A 22,501-nucleotide genomic window follows, 5' to 3' on the forward strand; every position below is an offset into this window, starting at 1 on the left:
CAACATCCCCCCCCCGCGGGAGTAAAAGTTGATGCGTTAGATCACCAGCCGGTAGTTGTTCTCTCTACACTAACTTGTGTGTTGTTGCGTGGTTGTGTGCCCCCCGGACTTGCCGGCGGTCCCCCACCCACGACTCAGGACACTAGGACGTGTCCGATGGGTCGCGTCGCTTCTTCCCCTACTCACACCGGTGTTAGCCGGTTGTTAGTGGAGCGGCAGCTTCTCGATAGTGGCCCGGACCAGAGTGGGTGACGTACCGAGGAGACAACTACGCCGACTGCCCCGGGGGCCTGCAATGATTTCCAGCACCACTGCCCGCACCGCCCGTCGCCGCACCCTGCGCATTGCCGCCGCGGCCCTGACCGCAGCCGCCGGCCTCACCCTGACCGCCTGCTCCGGCTCGGACGCCGCCGACACGAAGTCCGCCGGCCACCCGCGCACGAACTCTGCCGCCGCAGAGTCCACCGCCTCGGGCTGGTCCGGACTTCAGAGCTCTGATGGCAAGTCGAGCCCCGTTGCCAGCATCGGCACCAAGGCGGTCGCCGCGGGCAAGCAGTCGGGCGGCGCGCAGTCCGCCAGAGCCAAAACGGGATCCCCGGTCCGGACCACGACCCTGGCGGACGGCAGCACGGCCAAGATCTACGACCTCGGCTCCCAGCGCTACCGCGCCGAGATCGTCAGCGACGGTTCGGTCGTGGCCACGATGGAGACGATGGGGCAGGACGCCGCCGCCGGGCTCGATGCCAACGGCATGTACGTCGTGCTCACGATGGGCGGCGAGATCCACTCCTGGATGGGCGGCGAGCATCAGGGACCGGGCACTTTCAAGCTCGCCGGCGGCTGGACGGCCAAGGTCACGAAGGTCGGCGAGCTGCGGTACCGCGCGCAGATCAACGGCTTCGAGGGCGTGGCCGCCACGCTGGAGACGAAGGGGCACGACGTGGGGCTCGACGCCAACGGCGTGTACATCGTGCTGAGCGCCGGCGGTGTGATCAGCGCCCACGAGTAAAGATCCGCCCGGCTGCGGCGGTGCAGCCACCTCCGGCGGGGCAGCCCCACCGCCAGAGCGGCGGAAGCGGTCTGCGCACTCACTCGCGCGGCGTCCTGCCCTCCGTGACGCGGCCTCAAAGTAGTCCTGGGTGCTTGGGTCGAAACGCAGGCGGGTCTGCACGATCCGGTGCAGGGCGCACCCGCGCGGCGTTGGCGGATGCTCACCGCGCCCTGGTCCGGCTCGCCAACCTCAAGCGTGCCCGCCGGGAACTGCCGGCGCAGAGCGCCCTCCTCGGCTGCTCGGCGCAGCAGCAGCACGCGGCCACCCCGCATGCGTTGATGAAACGGCTCGCTCCTAAGCAACCGTGAGCACGATCTTGCCCTGGATGTGTCCTCGGGCGGCGCGTTCGTGCGCGGCTCGCGCATCCGCGAGCGCAAACGTGCTGTCGATCGCGACGCGGACCGTGCCCGCGTCGAGCAGGCATCCCAATTCGGCAAGCTGCGCGCCGTTCGAACGGACCTGGGTGCCCGTGACCGTGACGCCCAGCTTCACGGTCTCTTCTTCGTCGAATTCGCCGAAGAACACGGGGAACTGGGAGCCGCCACGCTTGAGCGTGCGCAGGAAGCGCTTGCTGTCGGGGCCACCGACGGTGTCGAGAACGAGGTCGACGTCATGCACGAGTTCCTCGGGACGAATCTTGGTGTAGTCGATGAACTGGTCGGCGCCGAGCTCGCGCAGGAACGATTCATGCGCGCCCGATGCCACCGCGATGACTCGTGCACCCTTCCATTTCGCCAGCTGTAGCCCGAAGTGCCCCACACCGCCCGCGGCGCCGTTGATGAGCACCGTCGTGTTGGCGTCGAGTGCCGTCGGGTGATGCTGCGCCGCTTGGAAGGGCGACGGGTGATCGTGTCCGAGCTCGATCAGGAACTGCCACGCGGTGAGCCCGGCCATGGGGGCCCCGGCGGCGTGCACGTGATCGATGCCGGCCGGCTTGAGTGCGAGGTCCGACGCAGGCGCGGCCACGTACTCGGCATATGTGCTGCCATCGAAGCTGGGGAAGCGAAGGAGACCGAAGACTTCGTCCCCGACGGAGAGGCCGTCCACATCCGCGGCGACGGCCTCGACGACGCCCGACAGGTCCGTCCCCGGAATCACGGGCAACTCGAACCTCGGCCTCGTCTCCGGAGGCAGGTTGGCCATCCCCTCGCGCAGATACCAGTCGGGGGGATTGACGCCGACCGCGTGCACGCGAACGAGCACCTCACCCGGCCCCGGCTCGGGAATCGGCACCTCGTCGTAACGCAGAACTTCAGGGCCGCCGTGCTCATGGAGCCGGACCGCCCTCATCGTGTGTGTCGACATCGTTTCCTCCTGCCCGCCCCTGCGGGATACACTTATCCGGATCGGCGATCCACATAAGTGGACCACTGATCCGAATATATGGACCACTGATCCGGATAGTCAAGAGGGACAGATGCGGGCCGACGCCAGGAAGAACCGCGACCACCTGCTCGCAGTAGCGGGCACCGCCATCACCGAGCAAGGCGTCGACGTGTCACTGCGCGACATCGCGCGCAGGGCCGATGTCGGACTCGCGACGCTGCTGCGTCACTTCCCGACCCGCGAGGCGCTGCTCGATGCCCTGCTCCGCACGAGCTTCGACGAGCTGGCCGCCAAGGCAGGCGCCCTCGAAACGTCCAGCTCGCCCGACGATGCGCTCATTTCGTGGCTACGCGACTGCGTCGCGTGGACAACCGAGTACCGGGGCGTGACCGTGCTGATGGCAGCCGCCATCGAGGACACCGAATCCGCACTCCACGCCTCGTGCGTCACCCTGCGCGCAGCCGGTACGCGGCTCCTCACCCGTGCCCAGGCCGCGGGCACGGCGCGAAGCGATATCGATGGCGCCGATTTGTTTGCGCTGGTAGCCATGCTCGCCTGGCTCGGCGATCAGCCCTCACTCGCGCCACGCGCCGACCGCCTCTTCGAGGTTGTCGCGAGCGCGATTCTCACAACCGCAGGAAGCCGGCCATGCCACGGGCGGACGCCGCCCTCAGATCCGTAGCTGACATGGCCACACGCTGTTCGGCGGCCTCGGCCGCGTGCTCGGCAGAGAGGTTCGACGCCGAGTTCGCCAAGCCGGCCGAAGCCCGCGGCAACGAGTCGCACGTTTCCCCGGGAACACCCGGCGACCGCCGCGAAGCGGCCGACGAAGACCGCGGGGCGCACGTCTCGGCGCGGGCCATTCTGCGCGGACTCGCGTGGCAACTGCCCGTCCTGAGAGACCGTTTGACGACAGGGCGTTCATCGGCTGCCAGTATCAAAGCTTCCCCAGTCGGGGGTGGGCGGCGGAGGTCGGCGTAGGCGCGGACGGTGACGCCGGCCTGGCCGGGGGTGTGCCTGCCAGGGGGCGGAGGGCCCGCTGGCACAGGAGCAACCTTGGGGTCCTGTTCGTCACCCGCTGTGCTCTGCTGTACCACCCTGCGGCTAATTTGTGTGCAGGACAGGTACGCACGCCCGTGGTGGCAGAGGTGCACGAGGGATGGGAGGTCGGGAAGGGTGTCGCTGCGCGCAGGTGATCCAGCCGAAATCGGCGGTTATCCGCTTGAGGCGCGACTCGGCTCGGGTGGCATGGGCACGGTCTTTCTGGCCCGTACGAGTTCGGGGCGTCGTGTCGCGATCAAACTGATCCACCCGCAGTTCGCGGCGGACGACGAGTTCCGCACCCGCTTTCGGCAGGAGGTGGTGGCGGCAAGGCGAGTGAGTGGCGCGTTCACCGCCGCCGTGGTCGACGCTGCCCCTGAGGCCGAGCAGCCGTGGATGGCGACGACCTATATCCAGGGGCACACGCTCGCCCGGCGCATCGGCACGAAGGGCCCGCTGAGCGGAGCGGAGCTGAGAAGGCTCGCCATCGGGCTGGCGGAGGCACTACGGGACATCCACCGGGCGGGGGTCGTCCACCGTGACCTGAAGCCCTCTAACGTCGTCCTCTCGTCCGAGGGCCCACGCGTCATCGACTTCGGTATTTCGCGCGCCGTGGACCAGCAGACGCTGACGGTTACAGGGCGGGTCATCGGTACGCCGCCCTTCATGTCGCCGGAGCAGTTGCAGGCGCCGCGCGATGTGGGGCCGCCGTCCGATGTCTTCTCGCTGGGGACGCTGCTGGCCTACTCAGCGACGGGCCACGGGCCGTTCGACGCGGAGAGCCCCTACATAGCTGCGTATCAGGTGGTGCACAGGGAGCCGTCGCTGGAGGATGTGCCGGCGGCCTTGCGCACGGTCGTCGAGTCGTGCCTGGCCAAGGAGCCCAACGAGCGGCCCTCGGCGGACGAACTCCTCGTGCTGCTACGGGACCTGCCGGCCGACCTCGGCCAGATCGACGCGAGGGGAGTTGGCGCGGGCCGCACCCGCGACATAGTCACCGAGCATCACTTCGCGACGCCGGCCACCCCGACGCCAGCCACTCCGACGCCATCCGCCCCCACACGAGCCACCCCGACGCCCGCAGCCCCGACCACCACCCCGGCCGACCTCGATACAGGGAGCGCCGACACCTCCATCGGCCGCCGATTGCGTCCCCGATGGCGTCCCGTGTTCGCGGCCGCGGTCGCGGTCACGGTGGCAGCGATCGGTGGCGGAGTCGCCGCACTGACGGCGGGCGGCTTCGGGGGGAACAGCGGCGGCGACAAGGGCAACAGACTTGCCGCGCCAGGTGCCGCACTTCCGGACGGTTTCGAGCCGTGGCACAAAGCCGTGCCCGGCGGTCGCCCCGACGTCCCCGACGAGCTGCGTTGCGTCGTGCGCGGCAAGGCGGTGTTCTGCGGGGGCGGCAGTGTTGTCGCGACCCGTATCAGGGCCAGGGACGGCTCGCGGGTGTGGACGGCGAAGAGCCCCGGCGTCCCCGTCAACGGCATGCACCTGGTGGGCGCCACCGACGACACGGTGCTCGGTTACCGCTTCGCCGCCCAGGACGCCCCGCAGGACCCTCCGAGTGAGGTGGTGGCCCTCGACGCGGACAGCGGACGGGAGCTGTGGTCCGTGCCGTCCGGCGCCCAGTCGACGGCCGTCACGGGTCGGACCCAGGACGCCATGGTGGTCGGTTCCGACGTCGTGACGGTCGACGCTTCCAACTCCCGCTTCGAGGCCCACAACGCGCACAGCGGTCAGGTCACATGGACGTCGCCATTCCCAGCGGGTACGCAGTGCGCTCCCGTCCCGGCGGGCCCACGGCTCGTCGCGATGTGCGCGAAGGATGCGGAGGTGGATGCCTTGGCAGTGCGCCACCCCACCCTGTACCCGGTCGACCGCGCCTCGGGGACACTGGGCAGGCCCATCGCGGTCAACGGCCCCGCCGTGCCGATGGGCGTCGCCAACGGCAGGCTCGTGCTCCTGCACGTACACAGAAAGGGAACGGAGCTGGCCGGCTACAACGGGGTGACGCGGGTCGACCCGGCCTCCCGGAAGGTCACGTACTCCCGACTGGCCAAGACATACGCGGGGACGCCCGGCATGGCGGACAGCACCGTCTACGTGAGCGGGCAGACCGGTCTCGTCACAGCACTCGACCCCGCGACCGGCCGGAAGAAGTGGTCGCGGCAGACTGGCGTGGAGGGCGCGGCGGGTCCTTTTGCGGGAGCCGGCGCACTGTATTTCAGTTCGGCCACCGGCCGGGTGGTCGCGCTGTCGCCGGACGACGGCAAAGCCCTATGGACAACAGATCCGCAGATCGATGGTTTGACGGGCCAGCAGGGCGCAAGCCCACGGGTGACTCTTGCGGGGCGTGCGGTGATCGTGGCCGCGGCCAAGAACACTCTCTTCGCTTTCGACGCGCAGAAGCCGCCGAAGTCGGGCTGACCCGGGTGGCTGGACGGCGGCTGCAACAAACGGGCGGCCGCGTCACTGCCCCCGCGCGCCCCGGCGTGCGCGTTGAGCGTTCGTTTACCGTCACGCGCCACGGTAAGAGTGCGGGAATACGGCGGGGAATCGACCGTGTGGGGCGGTCGGCCGCGCCGTACACCACGACGGAGTGGGGGAAGCAGCACATGACCACCGCCGCATTCACGAACCGGGCGACGCTGACGTACTCGATCGCCTTCATCGGATACGCGGACCTCGAAGGAGAGGTCAAGAGCGTCTCGCACCAGGCCCTGCGCGGAGGCAACTACTACAAGGACCTGCCCGAACCAAAGGAATGGAACGGCGCCCTCAAGGGCATCCAGCACCGGACGGACTCCGAACGGCAGGTGGTGAACCTCCTCGCCGACGCGATCTACAGCCACCTGAGATGCCGGAGCACCGCCCAGTACACATCGCGCATCGGCGCGGTCCGCAAAGGCACCGTGGTCCTCTACTCCGACATGGGGCCGTGCCACTCCTGCCGCTCGGTGATCAAGGACTTCCGCAGGGATTTCCCGGCTCTGACCCTGGACATCCGCTACCGCAACGCGCTGCGTGGCGGCGGCTCCGCTGCTCTCGTCCCGGCCGGTGACGGCCTGTACGGGAGCTACGGCATCGGTGACGCCACGCAGCGCGAGGACGAACTGTGGGCCAAGATCTACCCGGGTACTCCCGTGGCCGCCGCCACCGGGGCGTACGACGTCAAGGTCGCCGGGCCGGGCGGTCAGACCTTCGCCGGCACGGTGAGCGCGATCGACCAGCAGCCCCACAGCTCGTATCTGTACCCGGCGCCGAAGGCCACAGCGGCACCGCTGGACGAGGTGGCCGCCGTCGTGGACGGGATCGCACGGGGCATCAGCACCAAGATGGCGCCCGGCCAGTTGATGCGGCCGCAGGCATTCCGGCGGTGGATCGGGAACATCGAGGGCACCGTCCGGCTCGACTGCGAGCGGGGGCCCAGCGGGGACGGCCGGACGGCGGTGGCGGCGTTCGTCGAGGACTTCCCGAAGGTCGAAGTCGAGGTGGCTTACCCGGGCACGGCCGCACAGGCCGACGGCTGCGGCTACTCCGACGCCACCGAACAGGACGACGGCACCTGGCTGAAGACCTTCTCCCCCGCCGACTGACGGGCGAGGTCGGCCTGCTGGCCCGGGGTGCGCCGAGAGGTGTCCCCTAACTGATCACCGCGGAATGAGTTCGGTGTGACGGCTGGGAGTTGGGGGTGCCATCGGGCAGGGTCTGCCGAATGGCTGATGGTCTTGTGCCTGACGACCTGTGGGAACGGAGAGCCCCGCTGATCCCGGCCCGGCCGCCGCGACGGCACCGCTTCCCCGGCCGGAGGCCGGTGGAAGCCGGTGGAAGACCGTGTTGCACTGGCGGGCATCGTGTACGTGCTGCGCACAGGTGTGACCTGGGCGGATGTCCCCGCCGAGCGGATCGGCTGCACGGGGTGACCTGCTGGCGGCGTCTGCGGGACTGGACCGAGGCCGGGGTCCGGACCCGCCTCCACAAGGCTCTGCTGATGGAAGATCCGACCGGACCTCGGTCAGTCGATGCCTTCGACGATGCGGAAGTCGCGCTCGACGCCGTCGGAGAGGGCGACCAGCGCCTCCTGGTAGGCCGCGCTCTCGCGCGCCGCGACGGCCTGTTCGAAGCTGTCGAACTCGACCAGGACGGTGCGCTCGGCGATTCCGGCGTCATACGCCACGACCCGACCGCCGCGGACGACGGTCCGACCGCCCATGGGTTGGACGGCCAGACCGGCCAGCTTGTTGTAAGCAGCCAGCTTCTCAGGGTCTGAAATGGTGCGGTAGACGCTGACCCAGTAGCCCTTGGCCATGGGAACCTCCAGTGTGGGGATGAGTACATCTGACTTACGGAACTTACGGGTTGGTCTCGGACGTGCGTCGGCGGGCGAGAGCGAGGCTTGTCAGCGTCGTGATCGCCATGGCGCCGATGCCGACCAGCGCCGCGGTGGTGTAGGCGCTGTCGTCGGGGAAGAGGTGGCCGGGGCCGGTGCCCGCGGCGAGGATCAGGCCGCCGATGGCGCTGCCCAGGGAGTACCCGACGCTGCGGACGACGTAGTTGAAGCTCATGGCGCTCGACGTCTCGCTCTTGGGGGTGACGGCCAGGATGACTCCGGGCATCGCGGCCGAGAAGCCGCCGACGCCGAAGCCGAGCACGCCCATCGCCGCGAACAGTTCGGCCAGGTTGGACCGGGCCGCCGCGAACAGGGCGAACCCGCCGCCGACCACGACGGCGCTGCCGGCCAGGAGCAGGGGGTCGGCGATCCGCGCCCGGACCCGCGGCGTGAGCTTGCCGGCGACGAACCCCAGCACCGAGAACGGGATGAGGACCAGCCCGGCGACGAAGGTCGTCAGCCCGAAGCCGTAGCCGGCGCCGTGCGGCGTCTGCGCGTACCGGGTGATGAGCGTGAGCAGGAGGTACATGCCGATCCCGCCGACGAACATGGCGAGGTTCGCCCCGGCGACCGCCGGGTGCCGCACCGCCCGCACATCGACCAGGGGCGTCGTGCTGCGCAGCTCGATGACGGCCCAGACGCAGAGCAGCACCACCGCGACGACGGCGAGGCCCGCCGCCACGGCGAGGTGCCGGCTCCACAGATTCCGTTCGCCGGCGAGGAACAGCACCAGGAGCAGCGCAGCGGCCAGGACGACCGCGCCTGCCACGTCCACGTGGGCGGAGCGGCCTTCGGGGGCTTCGGGCATGGAGCGCCACGCGGTCAGGAGGGCGGCGGCGGTGACGACCAGGCCGAGGCCGTAGGCGGCCCGTACCCCGCCGAGCTCGGCGAGCAGTGCGGCCAGCGGGTAGCCGACGCCGGCCCCGATGATCGAGACCACCGAGATCAGGGCGATCACGGCCGCGCTGCGCTCCTCGGAGAGGTGGTCCCGGGCCACGCCCATCATCAGCGCCGTCAGCCCGAGCCCGACGCCCTGGGCCGCCCGGCCGGCCAGCAGCCACGCGAACGGCAGCGGCAGCACGGTGAGCGCGCTGCCGGCGACGACGACCGCCAGCGTGGCGAGGATCGTGGCCCGCCGGTGCGGGCCGGCTCCGAGCCGGCCCAGGACCGGCGTGGCGACGGCGCCGCTGAGCAGCGCGACGGTCAGCGTCCACTGCGCGCTGCCGAGCGAGACGTGGAACGAGGTCGCCACGCTGGTGATGAGTGGCGTCCCGAGGCTGGCGACCGCCGCCACGACCAGAGCGATGAACAGCAGGGCGGGGACCAGCAGCCGCGCCTCGGAACGGGCCACCGGGAACGCCTTCACCGCGACCCCGCCGACCGGCTGCCCGTTCACCGCTTCGGCCCTTCGCGGTCCTGGCTTTCGAGCTCTGCCAGATGCTTCAGCGCCGGAAGGGCCGCCACCAGCGCCTCGACCTCGTCGCCGGTGAGCTCGCCGATCAACCGCTCGAACGCGTGGACGCCCGCCTGGCGCCGCGTCCGGACATAGGAGGCGCCGGCCTCGGTCAGGCACACCAGCGTGACCCGCTTGTCGGACGCGTCGCCCCGCCGCTCGACCAGGCCGGACTCCTCCATCACCCGGACCAGGGCGGTCATCGCGGGCTGGGTGACGCCCTCGACCGCGGCCAGATCGGTGATGCGCCGCGGGCCGGTCCGGTCCAGGGTGGCCAGGGTGGCGGCGGACGTCAGGCTCATGTCCCGGGGCAGGCGTCTCGCGGCCCTGGTGGCCAGGCCGTAGAGGGCTGCCCCGATGGCGGCGGACGCGCCAGGGGCGGTGTCTTGACGACTCATGGTCGAAGCATAGCATTTTTATATTCATGCTTTATGGAAATGCCCCAACTGGCGTGGACGGCACGCCCCTTGAGGAGGCCGGCCCACCGGATCCGGGGCAGCGCCAGGCCCAGCAGCCGGTCGGCGCGGTCGCCCTCCGCGAGCCGGTCGCGGTAGTCGGACAGCACGCTGTGGTGGGACCCGGGATCTTCCAGCTCCAGGCCGAGGGCGCACTTGACGTCGATGCGGCAGCGCACCGCCTCGGCGACCTGCGGCAGCGGGCCGGTATACCCCAGAATCCTGCTGCGAGGGTCAGCCTCCAGCACCGTGACCTGGGCAGGTGATCCGATAGCGCTGCTGAGGGGACGGGGTTTGTGACGGTTCTCGTGAGCCCTCGCCGTATTTCAGAGGGATACCCGCACTGTTCTGCCAACGGCAGAACACCAGCCGGACCGGGCTCGACGATCACTACAGTCCGGTCTCATGACGACGATTACGACGCGTACGGTCGAGTATCCGGCCGACGGTTTGACGATGATCGGGCACCTCGCGCTCCCGGCCGGTGCAGACCGCCGGCCCGCCGTGCTGCTCGGACCAGAGGGCACGGGGCTCAGCGACGTCGAGCGCCGCCGGGCCGATGCTCTCGCCGAACTGGGATATATAGCGCTGGCCTTCGACCTTCACGGCGGGCGCTATTTGGGCGACCCCGAGGAGATGCTGGCCCGTTGCATGCCACTGCTCGCCGATCCCGACCGGATGCGGGGCATCGGCCATGCGGCGCTGGACGTGTTGCGCACCGAACCGCGGACCGACCCCGACCGGATCGCCGCCGTCGGTTACGGCACCGGGGGCGCCATCGGGCTGGAACTCGGGCGCGACGGCGTCAACCTGCGCGCGATCGGGACAGTCAACGCACTGACCACGGGCCGACCGGGCGAGGCGGCGCGCATCCGCTGCCCGGTGTGGGCCGGGGTCGGGTCAGAAGACCCGATCATGCCGCCCGCGCAACGGGACGCATTCACGGCCGAGATGCAGGCCGCGGGCGTCGACTGGCGCCTCGTGGTCTACGGCGGCGCCTTGCACGCCTTCCACCACCCGTCGGTCGACCACATCGTGCGCCCCGGTGTCGGATACCACCCGCGGCACGCGCAGCGAGCCTGGCGCGACGTCGTCGACCTGCTCGCCGAGTGCCTGCCCGTGACGGAGGATCTGGGGCATGACCCAGGCAAGCATGCCGGCGCGGGGCACTGACAGTCGCTCCCCTCAAGTCCGCACAGCAGAAACACATTCGGGCAATTACTCGATCGCGGAGACGTATTCACAACTGCCGCAGTAAATGCCGGATTTACTGTGGCAGAGCCCCTCCCGTGATCACCGCGACCTGCGTCGGGACAATCCGGCCGCCGGGGCGAGGTGTACGCATTTACTGTGGCAGTGTCAGGAGGGCGGGGCGGCGTCACGATCGAATCGGTGACCGATCTCGGGAGTGGGGGCGCGCTTCGGTTACCGCGCTCGGGTCGTACCTCTGTCTGCCCGCCCGCGTCGTACACCGCGGCGGTCGAGCGCTACCTCACCGGCGCGGGCATCGCGAGTCCTCCGCGCGGATCTACCGGATCTCGCTGACGACGTGGGGATGGCTGCTCACCGGCAAACCGGCGCCGACCGGGCCCGCCCGCCGAGGCGCGAAGCCGCCCGTCTCCCCCGTCGCCGCGATCGACGACCCGGCGCTGCCGGAGGTCTTGGCCGAGCTGGCGGGCGGCGCGGGCGGACCAGATGGACGCCGACACCATCAACCGGGAGCTTGTCCATCGCGCGCAAGGCGATCGGCTGGTGGCAGCGCCAAGGCTGGATCGAGTGCGATCCGACGATCGGCATCGAGCGGCGGCCGGCGCCGCCGGACCGCACCAAGGCTCTCGCGGAGAACCAGATCGCCGCCCTGTGGCGCCTCGACGTCGCGCTGCGGGAGAAGACGCAGTGGAAGATGCTCTACGAGTCCGCCGCACGGGCCGACGAGGTGCTGTGCCTCAACGTGGAAGACCTCCACCGCAGGACAAGCACGGCAGGATCACCGCCAAGGGCGGGGCGACCGAGTGGATTCACTGGCAGTCCGGCACCGCCCAGCTCCTGCCCCGCCTCATCGCCCTCGCCCGCGAGGTCACCCGCGAGCAGGGCCGCGGCGACCTGCCCGACACCGCCGTCGGTGGCGCCAGCGACGCCAACTTCGTCGCCGCCCTCGGCCTGCCCGTGCTGTGCGGCATGGGCGCAGTCGGCGACAACGCCCACGCCCGGGGCGAGTTCATCTACCCCGACACGGTGCCCGCCCAGACCTCCCTGGTCGCGGGACTGCTGGGACGACTGGTCGAACCGCTGCGGGACTGCGCATGACCCTCCAAGCTCACCTGCGCGACCGGATCGGCGAGTTGGATCTGCCACTACTCGTCCTGCATTCGCCGAACGACAACACCGTCCACATCGACAACACCGGAGAGATCTTCCGCGAGGCACGACACCCGCGAAGCTTCGTCCCGCTCGAAGGAGCAGACCATCTCCTGACCGCCCGAGGACAAGCACAGCGAGCCGCCCACATCATCAGCGCCTGGGCAGACCAGTACCTCCACGGGTAACGGCCCGCAGGAGAGACATCTCAGGTGGTGAAGGGGCTCGCTCGGATAGTCCCGCAGGGTGCACCCCTTGGCTGGCACCCGGTCAACGGACGCAGACGATCAGCGTCAAGCACCTCACGGGCATGGCCACCGCCGACCGCCGGCACAGCGCCCAGCTCCTGGACAGCTACTACGACACCGTCGTCGGCGTGCTGGAGAACTCCCGCTGCGACCAGGTGACCGAAGCCCGGCTGTTCACGCTGGCCTCCCTCCCTTGCCCAGACGATCGGGTGGCACCGCTTCGACCACGACCACCACACCGCCGTCGGCCACTACTGGAGCGCCGCCCTCCACGCCGCCCATCAAGTCGGCGACGGCGACCGCGGAGCAGGTGTCCTTTCTGATCTGGCGTACCAGAACATCTGGCTCGGCCAGGCGGGCACCGCCATCGACGTCCTGGACCATGCTCTGTCCCGTACCCAGGACCCCACCGCCCGCTCCCTGCTCCATCTGCGCAAGGCCCGGGCCTCGGCCATGGACGGCGATGGCCGCGCCTGCCGCCGCGACCTCGATGCGGCGGAACATGCCCTCGACTCCCCCACCACCCGCCCCGCAGATACCGATGTTCGCGGCACCGTCAGGCCCGACGGAAAACACAGCGCGCGCCCACTTCCCGCAGTACCCGCGCGCCGTCGGCCGCACATCACCGACCAGGCTCAGCCGGCCACTCGGCGTCAGCGGATCGAACGAATCCCGCTACCGCCGCAGGAGCCGGTCGGCTGCCTCCCGTGCGGAAACAGGTTCCAGCGCCGGGGGGTGCTGTGCATTGCCGTTCTCCCTCGAAGCGTTGGTGACAACAGGCGCTCCATTGGATCAGCCACGAACTGTGCAACGGCCGTCGGCCCCCTGAAATGACGTCCAAGGCTCGGACGAATGGAGCCGCGCCGAGATCGGCTCGACGAGCGAAAGACGCCCTATGAGCAGGTCGTGAGCCGAACATGAGCGAGGTGGCCAATTCTCGTTGTGTGCCGATCGCAGCAGCAATTCCTATGTGCTGCTGCGATCGGCAGCACTTCCGTTCCGGCCGGCTCGGAGCTGATGCACACCCCCGACGGTGCCGCCCTCCCTGGACGGTCTCACCCGGAGTCGTGAACGGAATCGCAGGACGCAATCCGCACGTCAGGCAGAAGGCAAGGGAAGCAGAAATGAACGGACGAGTACGCAACGTTCTCCCGTCCAGCAGGGGTCGGCGGGCGAAGGCGGCCACGGTGGGAGCGATGGCTCTTGCGGCGTCGCTGTGCCTGAGCATCACTCCGGCGCAGGCGGACGGAGGCGGCTTCGGCGGGATGATTACGCAACCGAGCGACGTCCCCAAGCCCTCCGGTCGCGACTGGCTGGACGACCCGCAAACACGCGCCGAGTTCCTCTCGACCTGCGGCGACAAGTGCACCGTCACCGGTGGCGAGTTCATCAACGAGGCGAGCGAGGGCACGCCGGAGCGGGTCTCGGAGTTCCACGACACCTGCAACGCCACCGGCTCCTTCACCTACAAGGAGGAGGAGACCAACGGCAACGGCCTCGTCGTCAGCATGGGCCTGAAGATTCCTGCCGTGAAGGGCGTTGAGGTCCTGCCGAGGATCGACTACAGCCAGATCCACACCCAGACCACCGGCATCACCGACACGGTCACTCAGGACCAGCCCTACACCATCTACTGGCTGGACAAGGTTCCGATGACCCAGACCCTGCGCGGCAATTGGCACTACGAAGGGGATGGCGTCAAAGCCCTCCCGGAGCGCGATTTCACGGATGTGGAGGCCGACGTGACGTACAACGCCTTCCGGAAGCAGTCCCGCCCGATGACCGAAGAGGAGAAGGTCTCCCGCTGCGGCAACGCCAGCCCCTCCTGATACTGCCGGACACTCGGCCCACCGCCCGCCTCTCCCCTTCCGTGGCGGGCGGTACGGGGCCTGCCACAGCCACGTGGTCAGCAGATCGCTGACCAGTGATGGAGCATGCCTGATGGCCCATCAGAACGAGCGCCAATGAGCGTCACGAGCGTCATTTCAGCGTCAAGATATCGCCCGTAACGCCACACCGCACATAATGCGCATGCACAAAAACGCAGGTCAGGCGCCCTTAGCCGCCTTTTCCAGCACCACAACGCACTCCACATGATGCGTCACAGGAAACAAGCCGCAGCCCTCGGCAGCGTCCGACGCCTGCCTCCGGCCCGGTGACCGGTGCTTCGGGCCATGTCGCTGTCAGCAGTACCCCGAGTGATAGCCGAGAGACGCCCCTGGGCCACGGCCGGCAGACGAGCTCGAAGTTGCGCATCGGAGGCGCTCCGCCAAAGCATCGCAATCCCCTGGCCCGTCGTCGATCTTCACGTAAAGTGCGGCCGAGAGGGTACTCAGGTCTGTCATCACGCACGGCCCTGGACGCCCTCAATCCGCTCCGGCCAAACCACAGAACTACGTGTCGACCGTGATCGCAGTTCGGCTCAGATGTGCCGCCATCGCGGAATTGAGGCCGGCGTCCAGGCGGAGGCAAAGTGAAAGTCCCTGACATGTCCCACGGTGCGCGTCTCACCGCCCATAGTGCCGTCTCCACATCCCTGGCCCTGTGCAGTGATCGCGCACTGCACGAACTCGTGGACACAGCAGTGCCGATCGGAACCGGCATCGGCGGGAAGTCCGCCCTGCTGGAGATCGCCGGAACCCCGACCTTTGTGAAGCGGGTGCCCCTCACCGACCTGGAAAGGCAGCCCGAGCACGTCCGGTCCACGGCGAACCTGTTCGAGCTGCCCGACTTCTGCCAGTACGGCATCGGCGCCATCGGCGGCCCGGGCTTCGGGGCCTGGAGAGAACTCGCCGTGCACACCATGACGACGAACTGGGTACTCGCGGGCGAATACGAGGGCTTCCCTCTGATGTACCACTGGAGGGTGCTGCCCGACGCGACGCCCCTGCCCGAAGAGTTGGCCGACGTCGAACGGGCCGTAGCGTACTGGGGCAGCGGATCGCAGGTGCGCCGCCGGATCCAGGCTCTCCAACGGTCCTCGGCGAGCGTCGCGCTGTTCCTGGAGTACCTCCCGCAGAACCTGCACCAATGGCTGAGCACCCAGGTCGAAGCAGGAGAGCAGACCGCCAACCGGGCCTGCACCATGGTGGAGAGTGAGCTGGCAGCCGGCACCTCGTTCATGAACAGCCGCGGGCTCCTGCACTTCGACGCGCACTTCGAGAACATCCTGACCGACGGTCGGCACCTCTACTTCGCGGACTACGGCCTCGCCATGTCCTCCCAGTTCGAGCTGTCGCAGGACGAGGCCGACTTCTTCGACCGGCATCAGACCTACGACCGCGGTTACACCGCCACGTATCTGGTGAACTGGCTGGTCACCGCTCTGTTCGGATTCCAGAGAGACAACAGGGACGGCCGCTACGAACTGGTGCGCGCCTTCGCAGCGGGCAAGCGCCCAACCGGAATCCCCGAGGAGGCCGCAGCGATCCTCGCCCGGCATGCGCCGACCGCCGCCGTGATATCGGACTTCAACCGCACGTTCCAGCGCCAGAGTAGGCAGACCCCGTATCCGCTGGAGGAACTCCGCCGGATCCATCGGTCGGCCCCCGGGGGCTGATCGCGTCCCCGCCGTGCCAGACATGGTCGAGGGCCGGCATGCGCCTCGGGCTGATCGACCGGCCTCTGGTCCACCAAGCGGTCTCAGAGCTCGCCGCTGGTCGCGACACCCGCGAAGCGCTCCTCGGCGCCAGCCAGGATGTGCGTTCCTTGTTGGCCGCCGAGCCCATGCGCTACCTCCACGGCCTGACCACCGTCGGCGGTCACACTGAGAGATTCCGCGGGTAGAGGACAAGGCGTCATGGTCGGCGGGCTGGCCGTGTGTCCCAGCGTTGGCTGGTCCAGGCTTCGCGGATGAGGCGTCGGATCACGATGATCGCGGTCATCAACGCGAGCAGTGCGTTGATGACGACCGCTCGACGTTCAGTGCAGGACAGGGTGAAGTTGAAGCCGCGGCTGTACCAGGAGTTGGTGCACTCGACGACCCAGCGGCGACAAAACGGATCCCGGTGCCCACGTCACATCAGCCTGACGCCCCTACCCGCGAAATCTCTTACCAACTGACCAAACTCAGGAGCAGTCGGTGGACGTCAGCTACTTCGGTGCCCACGGGCACGTTCCGCTGCGCGTGGCCCTGCTGCTGGCCGCGGTGGCGGGCATCCTGCTCACCGCGCTGGCGGGCAGCGCGCGGATCATGCAGTTGCGCGCGACCGCCCACAAGCACCGCCGGGCCGACCACAGGGCTGTGAAGGCCGAGGCCAAGGACTCGTCGAAGGCCCGGCGGTATCCCGGACTACCGGGAGCCCGCCACAGGCTGCGGCTTGTAGAAGGATTTCTCCAGGTAGGCGGCCTCGTGCGGCTGGTAGGGCTCCTCCAAGTAGGCGGCCTCGTCTTCGTCGAGTTCGACGTCCACCGCGGCGACCGCGTCGGCCAGCTGGGCCGGCTTGGTGACCCCGACGATGGGCGAGGTCACCGCCGGGTTGCGCATGACCCAGGCCAGGGCGACCTGGGCCGGGGACAGGCCCCGCTTGCCCGCGATCTCGTGGACGCGCTCGGCCACTACCTGGTCCTCGTCGCGGTAGAGGGTCTTGCCGCCCTCGTCGGTCCCGGCACGTGCCGTGGTGGTGTCCCGGGCCCGCGTCAGTCTGCCCCGCGCCAGCGGGCTCCACGGGATCACCCCGATGCCCTGGTCGGCGCAGAGCGGGAGCATCTCCCGCTCTGCTTCTCGGTGGATGAGGTTGTAGTGGTCCTGCATCGACACGAACCGGGTCCAGCCGTTCAGGTCAGCCAGGTACAGGGCCTTGGCGAACTGCCAGGCGTGCATGGAAGAGGCTCCGATGTAGCGGACCTTCCCGGACTTGACCGCGTCGTGCAGCGCCTCGAGGGTTTCCTCGATCGGGGTGTCGTAGTCCCAGCGGTGGATCTGGTACAGGTCGATGTAGTCGGTCCCCAGTCGCTTCAGGGAGGCGTCGAGCTCGGCGAAGATCGCCTTGCGGGACAGCCCGGCGCCGTTCGGGCCGGGGCGCGTCCGCATCCAGACCTTGGTGGCGAGAACGACCTCCTCGCGCCGGGTGAAGTCCTTGACCGCCTGGCCGACGATCTCCTCGCTGCTTCCGGCGCTGTACCCATTGGCCGTGTCCAGGAAGTTGACGCCGCCCTCGAGGGCCTGCTTGATGATGTCCCGGCTGGCGTCCGCGCCCAGCGACCAGGGCTCGCCGCCCCGGTCCGGCTCGCCGAAGCTCATGCAGCCGAGGGTGATGGCGGAGACTTCCAGTCCGGTCGTTCCGAGTTTGACGTATCGCATGTTTCCGAAGCTAGGAGTTGGAGTGCGCTCTAACGCAATACGTCTCGGTCCGGAATTCGGAGGCGTGAGCATGTGCACCCTGTCAGGTTTCGACCGTTTCGGCCAGACGCACCAGAGACCCCAGTGGTAGCGAGTAACAAACTGTCAATTCTCGGCCGAGCGCGTGGGGCACTATTCAGCCCCCGACGGCAAAACCGCCCTCGCAGGTCCGTCGCCACGACCGATCATCGCTCGATCACTAAGAGATTCCGCTGGTCCGGGCGGCGGTATCGCGGCGCTCGCGACGGCGCCCCTACCCGCGGGATCTCTTAGCTGTAGGTGATCAAATCGCGAACGGACGCCGCCTCGATGTCTGTCCGTTGGAACACCCGCACGCGGTCGGGGATGGGCCGTGGCTCCCCCCTGTGGCAGCTACGGGCTTGATCCCGCGTTTCCACAGCGGGCCGCGGTACTTCTCGTAGTCGTAGCCACGTCGGCGAACAGCTGCCGCAGCCGGTGACGCGGTCTGCCGGTGCGGCCCTTAATGCGGGGTACCGCATCGAGCAGGGGCAACAGCTGGGAGACATCGTGCCGTTGCGACCAGTCAGCGTGATGGCCGGCGGAGTACCGCGCGAGTCGGTGATCACATGGTGCTTCGAGCCCGGCCTGGCGCGGTCGACCGGGCTCGGGTCGGTTTGTTCCACACCCCGACTTCGTGCCAGTCCCGCAGCCGGCGCCAGCAGGTCATTCCCGAGCCGAAGCCGAGCTCCTGTGGCAGCTACTCCCACTGGATGCCGGTAGGCAGCACGAACAAGATCCCCTGTAGGCACTTGCGGTCATCCAGCGACAACCGGCCCGGATTCCGACTCCGATCGCCTTGGGCATGAGACCGTCGATCACAGCCTCGTCGACGGCGAGTTGCTCGCGCGCCATGCGTCGAGGCTCGCGGCGGCCTCGACGTCGTACCGCGTCCGGCCGCGCTTCCACGCCTCGTACGCCTCTTACATCGCAGCCGAGACGGCGATCTCGCGGAATCCGAGTCGCTCGCGGGTGCGCAGGATGACGGCCTCGTCGGCGCGCTGATCGCCGATGTCCTGATTCGTCTTGGTCGCCATGGCCGCTCGCCTCTCTGGTGCGGAGGATACGGATTTCGGGCGATCCAGGAACTTGGGTGCCGTAAGTCGCGACGAGCCCCATCCGATTTCATCGCACGGGGCGGGCCAGCGAGCGTCATTTCCACGAGTAAGGGCGCAACTGACGGGGTGTGGCTACGCCATATCGGTGCAGTGCGACATCATGCGCTTACCCTTGAACGTGGCGACCTCAAGCTCGATGTGGTCAAGACCAGCCTTGTTGCTTTTAGTTCCCTTCCAAGATTTGTAGTCACCGTAGCCACCAGTGGCCTTGAGCCACGTGCTGTAAGAGCGGCCCCCGTTCATTCCGAGCGGCTTGTGGCTCGGCTGACGGGAAGGGGGCGGTCTCTGCATCATTCCCGCCCCGCAGCCGAGGCCGGCGCGACAGACGGAACCGCACCCGGCACCGCAGACCCACAGACCCGCACCGCCAAGACCTGGCCCGGCAGACCCACGCCGGCACGCTGTACGGCGCAGGTGCCTCCTGGCGCCGCCTAGCTGCCGCCGGCCCCGCGTCGCAGTTGCGCCGAAAGGTGGTGTTGCAGCGGCTGACCGACCGCCGCAAGATCGTGGACAAAGGTGAGCGTGTTCTCGTCGGTAAGGGTGTAGCGGCGGCGGGTGGCGTTGACCTCCTTGGCGGTGGGGGCGAGAGCCACCTCATGGGTGGTGAGGTCGACCATTCCATCGCCTGCACGGCCGACCGAGATCTCCGCGATGCCGGTGGGCTGGGTGATCAATGCCTCCACCCGCCCGTCGGGCTGTAGCCGCCACCAGCCGCTCTCCCGGGCCGACGGCCGCAGCGGGGTGTCGTCCGCATCGAGCAGCCAGGAGCGCGCCTCGTAGTGGAGGAAGGGCCGCCCGTCGTGGCTGAAGGTGACCTCCTGCGCGTACAAGAACTCCTCGGCCAGCGTGGGGTACCCGCCACGGCCCCGGCCGTGCCAAGTGCCCAGGAGCCCGATCACCGGCGCGAGCAGTGCGTGCGGCGCGGGTGCTTCGTCCGGTCGCAAGGCGTCGGGATACGGGTGCTTCGGGGCGTGGTCGAACATGATGTGCGCTCCTGGGTAGAGGCGGGTGCCGGGTGGCAGCCTAGGGCGTCGATCCACCGACGCCGGGCAGCGGAGGGCGCGCCGCCCGGTGACCGCCGTACGGACACGGTGGATCCGGTGCCTCCGCATTCTCCGTACGGGCACGGTGGAGCCGGTGCCGCCGCATTCCCCGTACGCGCTACCGGGGCGAGGAGGCAAGGGGCCGGCTGACCGAGTGGCTCCCTCGCGTCAACCCGCCTCGATAGCAGAGGTGTTGGGTGTTGGGTGAGGCAGTGACCTCGCCTCCTTGTTACGGCGATGGCGCTGCCCATGGAGTATCCGACGACCGCATGGCGGCTACCAGGGCAGGGGCCGGCTCAACGCTTCCCGACGGCCGCGTCTCAGCTACGCTCCCCCTCCTCCCCGAGAGGCGCCCGGCCGCCCTACGGTCCCTCGTTGACGGCTGCCCGCTCCACCGCGCAGTCCTCGACGTGCCACTTCTTGAGGATCTTCGCGTATGCGCCGTTCCTGATGAGGCGGTCGAGAGCTTCCCGTAGGGCGTCGCGCAGGGCTGTGTTGGTCTTGGCGACCGCTACACCGTAGAGAAGGGGTTCCAGCTGCTCACCGCTGAGTTCGAGGGCGGTGCCGCCTGCGCGGGTCGCGGCGCTGTGGGCCGCGACCGGGTAGTCGTCCAGGCAGGCCGTGGACCGACCCTTGGCGACATCGTCGTAGACCTCCGCCGGTGAGTCGAACTCCCGGATCTTCACCTTCTCGGGGACCTGCCTGTTCAGCTGGTCCAGGAGGTCACGGGCGGCCGTGCCACGCTGGACGGCGACCTTCCTGCCGGACAGGTCTGCGGGGGCCTTGACGCCCTCCGGGTTGCCCTTGCGGACAACGATCACCAGCCCGGCCTTGAAATAGTCGACCAGGTCGACGCCGCTGCCGGTCTTCGTGCCGTCCGCGCGCCCCTCCTGACGGTCCTTGGTGTCGGCCATCGCCGACATGACCAGGTCGAAGCGGTTCACGTGCAGTCCGGTGAGGAGGGTGTCGAAAGCGGCGTTCACGAACTTGACGCGCAGGCCCAGTTCACGGCCGAGGGCGTTCGCGAGGTCGACGTCGAGACCGGCGTGCTCGCCGTCGTCCCTGACGAACTCCATGGGCGGGTAGGCGATGTCCGAGCCGATGGTGACGATGCCCTTGTCGCGTATCTCCTTCGGCAGCCGGCCGGAGGGGGCCCCGATGGCAGAAGGGTTCCCGCCCGGCTCGACGCCGGACGGATTCCTGCTGCCGCCGGGCTTTCCCCCGGCGCCCGTGCTGCCGCCGTCCCCGCTGTCCGGCTGAAGCACCCAGGCCAGTGCCCCGCCACCGACTCCGACCCCGACGACGGACAGCGCGGCGAGCACACCGCGCCGGCTCGGCCCCGGGGACGCGGGCCGGGAAGGGGACACGGTCTGCCCAGGGGAGAGCGGAAGCTGGTCCGGGGGGACGGCGTGCGGCCCCGGTGACGGAGCGGGGCCGTGGCGCTCCTGCGACGGAGTGGCGAGGGCTGGGCCATACCCGTCCGGAGACGAAGTGGCGGGGGCTGGACCGTACTGGCCCGGGGACGGAGTGGCGGGCTGCGGAGGCGCGGGAGTGCCCGCGGGCGGCGGCACGTCGTACGACGGCGGGGGCGGTGCGCCGTCCGCCGTCGTACGGGTCGGCAGTTGGTCGTCGGGGACGTCGGCGGGCCCCCCGGCCGGGGGCCGCAGCGCGAACATGTCCGGGGACCTGGGGTCACTGAGCTGCGCGGACAGACGGCGCAGCTGTACGGCGACGGGCTCCGGCAGCCAGACGCCGTAGGGGCCCGGTGCGCCCACCCGCGCCATGAGAGCGGGCAGAGCGGGCCGCCGCTCCGGATCCTTCGCCAGGCAGGCCGACGCCAACTCCCGGAGAGCATCCGTGAGTTCGTCGAGCCGCGGCTCCTCGTGCACGGTGCGGTACATGAGGACCTGCGGATCGGCGTTCCCGTAGGGGCCGCCACCCGTCGCCGCGTACACGATCACCCCGCCCAGCGCGAACACGTCCGCCGCGCCCGTGACCTTGGGGCCGGTCATGACGAGTTGCTCGGGCGCCATGAACCCCGGGGTGCCCAGGGCGGTACCGGTCGTCGTCAGCGCAGTGTCCGCGGCGGAGTGCGCGATGCCGAAGTCGATCACGCGCGGGCCCTCGGCGGTGAGCAGGATGTTCGACGGCTTGAGGTCGCGGTGCACCAGCCCGTGCGCGTGCACCGCCGTCAGGGCGTGCAGCAGGCCGGCCGTCAGCAGCCGCACCGCGTGCTCGGGCAGCGGCCCGCAGTCGTGCACGGCATCGGTGAGCGAGACACCCGGCACGTACTCGGTCGCCATCCAGGGCACGTCATCGTGCGGCGCGGCGTCGACCACCGGTGCCACGAACGGTCCGCCCACCTGCTGGGCCGCGGATACCTCACGGGCGAAACGCGCACGGAAGCCCCGGTCGTCGGCGAGTTCGGAGCGCGCGGTCTTCACCGCCACCGGCCGCCCGTCCGCCGCGCGGCCGAGATAGACCCGTCCCATTCCGCCGCCACCGAGCAGCCCGATGATGCGGAACGGACCGATCTGCTGCGGATCGTGCTTCGCCAGCGGTCGCACCAATACCCCCACCCATGCCAGCAGTTGTCCGACACCATTCTGCACGGCCCCGAATGCTCCGGCGGTGGCTGTTCGGCGGTGGTGCCGAC

General features: G+C 69.2%; 17 protein-coding genes and 7 pseudogenes. 13 read left to right on the forward strand and 11 right to left on the reverse strand.

Features of this window, described 5'->3' with window-relative positions:
• Positions 1-295 precede the first annotated feature (295 nt).
• Positions 296-1,009, forward strand: coding sequence for a hypothetical protein (locus tag ACFWJW_RS03975; protein ID WP_387234519.1), 714 nt, complete (start codon positions 296-298; stop codon positions 1,007-1,009).
• A 191-nt stretch (positions 1,010-1,200) separates the two neighbouring features.
• Positions 1,201-1,359: a hypothetical protein gene (locus ACFWJW_RS03980; RefSeq protein WP_387234523.1), complete on the forward strand. Its 159-nt coding sequence runs from the start codon at positions 1,201-1,203 to the stop codon at positions 1,357-1,359.
• Here the strand turns inward: ACFWJW_RS03980 and ACFWJW_RS03985 are convergent.
• Positions 1,346-2,356: an NADP-dependent oxidoreductase gene (locus ACFWJW_RS03985; RefSeq protein ID WP_387234526.1), complete on the reverse strand. Its 1,011-nt coding sequence runs from the start codon at positions 2,354-2,356 to the stop codon at positions 1,346-1,348. The two genes, ACFWJW_RS03980 and ACFWJW_RS03985, sit on opposite strands and share 14 nt — an antisense overlap.
• A 112-nt stretch (positions 2,357-2,468) precedes the next feature.
• Between ACFWJW_RS03985 and ACFWJW_RS03990 the strand changes: the two genes are divergently transcribed.
• From ACFWJW_RS03990 to ACFWJW_RS04005, 4 genes and pseudogenes are all read left to right on the forward strand, one after another.
• Positions 2,469-3,059 carry a TetR/AcrR family transcriptional regulator gene (locus ACFWJW_RS03990; protein ID WP_387234529.1) on the forward strand — a complete coding sequence of 197 codons (591 nt, stop codon included), beginning with the start codon at positions 2,469-2,471 and terminating at the stop codon, positions 3,057-3,059.
• 494 nt (positions 3,060-3,553) lie between these two features.
• On the forward strand, positions 3,554-5,848 hold the full coding sequence (locus ACFWJW_RS03995; protein ID WP_387234532.1) for a serine/threonine-protein kinase: 2,295 nt from the start codon (positions 3,554-3,556) through the stop codon (positions 5,846-5,848).
• 188 nt (positions 5,849-6,036) lie between these two features.
• A complete protein-coding gene (locus tag ACFWJW_RS04000; protein ID WP_387234535.1) occupies positions 6,037-7,017 on the forward strand; it encodes a hypothetical protein in 981 nt (326 codons plus the stop codon).
• Between the two features lie 119 nt (positions 7,018-7,136).
• Positions 7,137-7,418: pseudogene (locus ACFWJW_RS04005) on the forward strand (transposase); the annotation flags it as partial.
• 18 nt (positions 7,419-7,436) lie between these two features.
• Here the strand turns inward: ACFWJW_RS04005 and ACFWJW_RS04010 are convergent.
• From ACFWJW_RS04010 to ACFWJW_RS04025, 4 genes and pseudogenes are all read right to left on the reverse strand, one after another.
• Positions 7,437-7,730, reverse strand: coding sequence for a DUF1330 domain-containing protein (locus tag ACFWJW_RS04010; RefSeq protein ID WP_387234537.1), 294 nt, complete (start codon positions 7,728-7,730; stop codon positions 7,437-7,439).
• 43 nt (positions 7,731-7,773) lie between these two features.
• Positions 7,774-9,207, reverse strand: a complete 1,434-nt coding sequence (locus tag ACFWJW_RS04015; protein ID WP_387234540.1) for an MFS transporter — start codon at positions 9,205-9,207, stop codon at positions 7,774-7,776.
• On the reverse strand, positions 9,204-9,566 hold the full coding sequence (locus tag ACFWJW_RS04020) for a MarR family transcriptional regulator (protein ID WP_323187110.1): 363 nt from the start codon (positions 9,564-9,566) through the stop codon (positions 9,204-9,206). Before ACFWJW_RS04020 ends, ACFWJW_RS04015 begins: the two co-directional genes overlap by 4 nt.
• Before the next feature lie 155 nt (positions 9,567-9,721).
• Positions 9,722-9,913 (reverse strand): annotated as a pseudogene (locus ACFWJW_RS04025) (transposase); the annotation flags it as partial.
• 211 nt (positions 9,914-10,124) lie between these two features.
• Between ACFWJW_RS04025 and ACFWJW_RS04030 the strand changes: the two are divergent.
• The 3 genes and pseudogenes from ACFWJW_RS04030 (at position 10,125) to ACFWJW_RS04040 (ending at position 12,265) form a co-directional block, all read left to right on the forward strand.
• Positions 10,125-10,892 (forward strand): dienelactone hydrolase family protein, encoded by a 768-nt coding sequence (locus ACFWJW_RS04030; protein WP_387234543.1) that lies wholly within the window; start codon positions 10,125-10,127, stop codon positions 10,890-10,892.
• A gap of 882 nt (positions 10,893-11,774) precedes the next feature.
• Positions 11,775-12,026: pseudogene (locus ACFWJW_RS04035) on the forward strand (M20/M25/M40 family metallo-hydrolase); the annotation flags it as partial.
• Positions 12,023-12,265 (forward strand): hypothetical protein, encoded by a 243-nt coding sequence (locus tag ACFWJW_RS04040; protein ID WP_387234546.1) that lies wholly within the window; start codon positions 12,023-12,025, stop codon positions 12,263-12,265. The pseudogene ACFWJW_RS04035 and the gene ACFWJW_RS04040, both read left to right, overlap by 4 nt.
• 234 nt (positions 12,266-12,499) lie before the next feature.
• Here the strand turns inward: ACFWJW_RS04040 and ACFWJW_RS04045 are convergent, their stop codons facing one another.
• The gene (locus tag ACFWJW_RS04045; protein WP_387234548.1) at positions 12,500-12,829 is read right to left on the reverse strand and encodes a hypothetical protein; all 330 of its coding nucleotides are present in this window, start codon (positions 12,827-12,829) and stop codon (positions 12,500-12,502) included.
• 692 nt (positions 12,830-13,521) lie between these two features.
• Here ACFWJW_RS04045 and ACFWJW_RS04050 point away from each other — a divergent pair.
• The 3 genes and pseudogenes from ACFWJW_RS04050 to ACFWJW_RS04060 form a co-directional block, all read left to right on the forward strand.
• The gene (locus ACFWJW_RS04050) at positions 13,522-14,154 is read left to right on the forward strand and encodes a hypothetical protein (protein WP_387234551.1); all 633 of its coding nucleotides are present in this window, start codon (positions 13,522-13,524) and stop codon (positions 14,152-14,154) included.
• A 659-nt stretch (positions 14,155-14,813) separates the two neighbouring features.
• Positions 14,814-15,884, forward strand: a complete 1,071-nt coding sequence (locus ACFWJW_RS04055) for a protein kinase family protein (RefSeq protein WP_387234553.1) — start codon at positions 14,814-14,816, stop codon at positions 15,882-15,884.
• Positions 15,881-16,084, forward strand: a pseudogene (locus ACFWJW_RS04060) (DNA cytosine methyltransferase); the annotation flags it as partial. The gene ACFWJW_RS04055 and the pseudogene ACFWJW_RS04060, both read left to right, overlap by 4 nt.
• A gap of 38 nt (positions 16,085-16,122) precedes the next feature.
• Here ACFWJW_RS04060 and ACFWJW_RS04065 read toward each other — a convergent pair.
• A pseudogene (locus tag ACFWJW_RS04065) lies at positions 16,123-16,314 on the reverse strand (IS5/IS1182 family transposase); the annotation flags it as partial.
• 137 nt (positions 16,315-16,451) lie between these two features.
• Between ACFWJW_RS04065 and ACFWJW_RS04070 the strand changes: the two are divergent.
• Positions 16,452-16,496: pseudogene (locus tag ACFWJW_RS04070) on the forward strand (hypothetical protein); the annotation flags it as partial.
• A gap of 120 nt (positions 16,497-16,616) precedes the next feature.
• On the opposite strand, the gene ACFWJW_RS04075 reads toward ACFWJW_RS04070, so the two are convergent.
• The 4 genes and pseudogenes from ACFWJW_RS04075 to ACFWJW_RS04090 all read right to left on the reverse strand — a co-directional run bounded on the left by ACFWJW_RS04075 (position 16,617) and on the right by ACFWJW_RS04090 (position 22,457).
• Positions 16,617-17,627, reverse strand: a complete 1,011-nt coding sequence (locus ACFWJW_RS04075) for an aldo/keto reductase (protein WP_387234555.1) — start codon at positions 17,625-17,627, stop codon at positions 16,617-16,619.
• Between the two features lie 388 nt (positions 17,628-18,015).
• Positions 18,016-18,477: pseudogene (locus tag ACFWJW_RS04080) on the reverse strand (transposase); the annotation flags it as partial.
• A gap of 756 nt (positions 18,478-19,233) precedes the next feature.
• On the reverse strand, positions 19,234-19,785 hold the full coding sequence (locus ACFWJW_RS04085) for an FABP family protein (RefSeq protein ID WP_387234558.1): 552 nt from the start codon (positions 19,783-19,785) through the stop codon (positions 19,234-19,236).
• Positions 19,786-20,207: 422 nt separating this feature from the next.
• The gene (locus ACFWJW_RS04090) at positions 20,208-22,457 is read right to left on the reverse strand and encodes a transporter substrate-binding domain-containing protein (protein ID WP_387234561.1); all 2,250 of its coding nucleotides are present in this window, start codon (positions 22,455-22,457) and stop codon (positions 20,208-20,210) included.
• Positions 22,458-22,501: the final 44 nt, after the last annotated feature.

This window comes from Streptomyces sp. NPDC127097 (genome assembly GCF_042724075.1).
Lineage (GTDB): Bacteria > Actinomycetota > Actinomycetes > Streptomycetales > Streptomycetaceae > Streptomyces.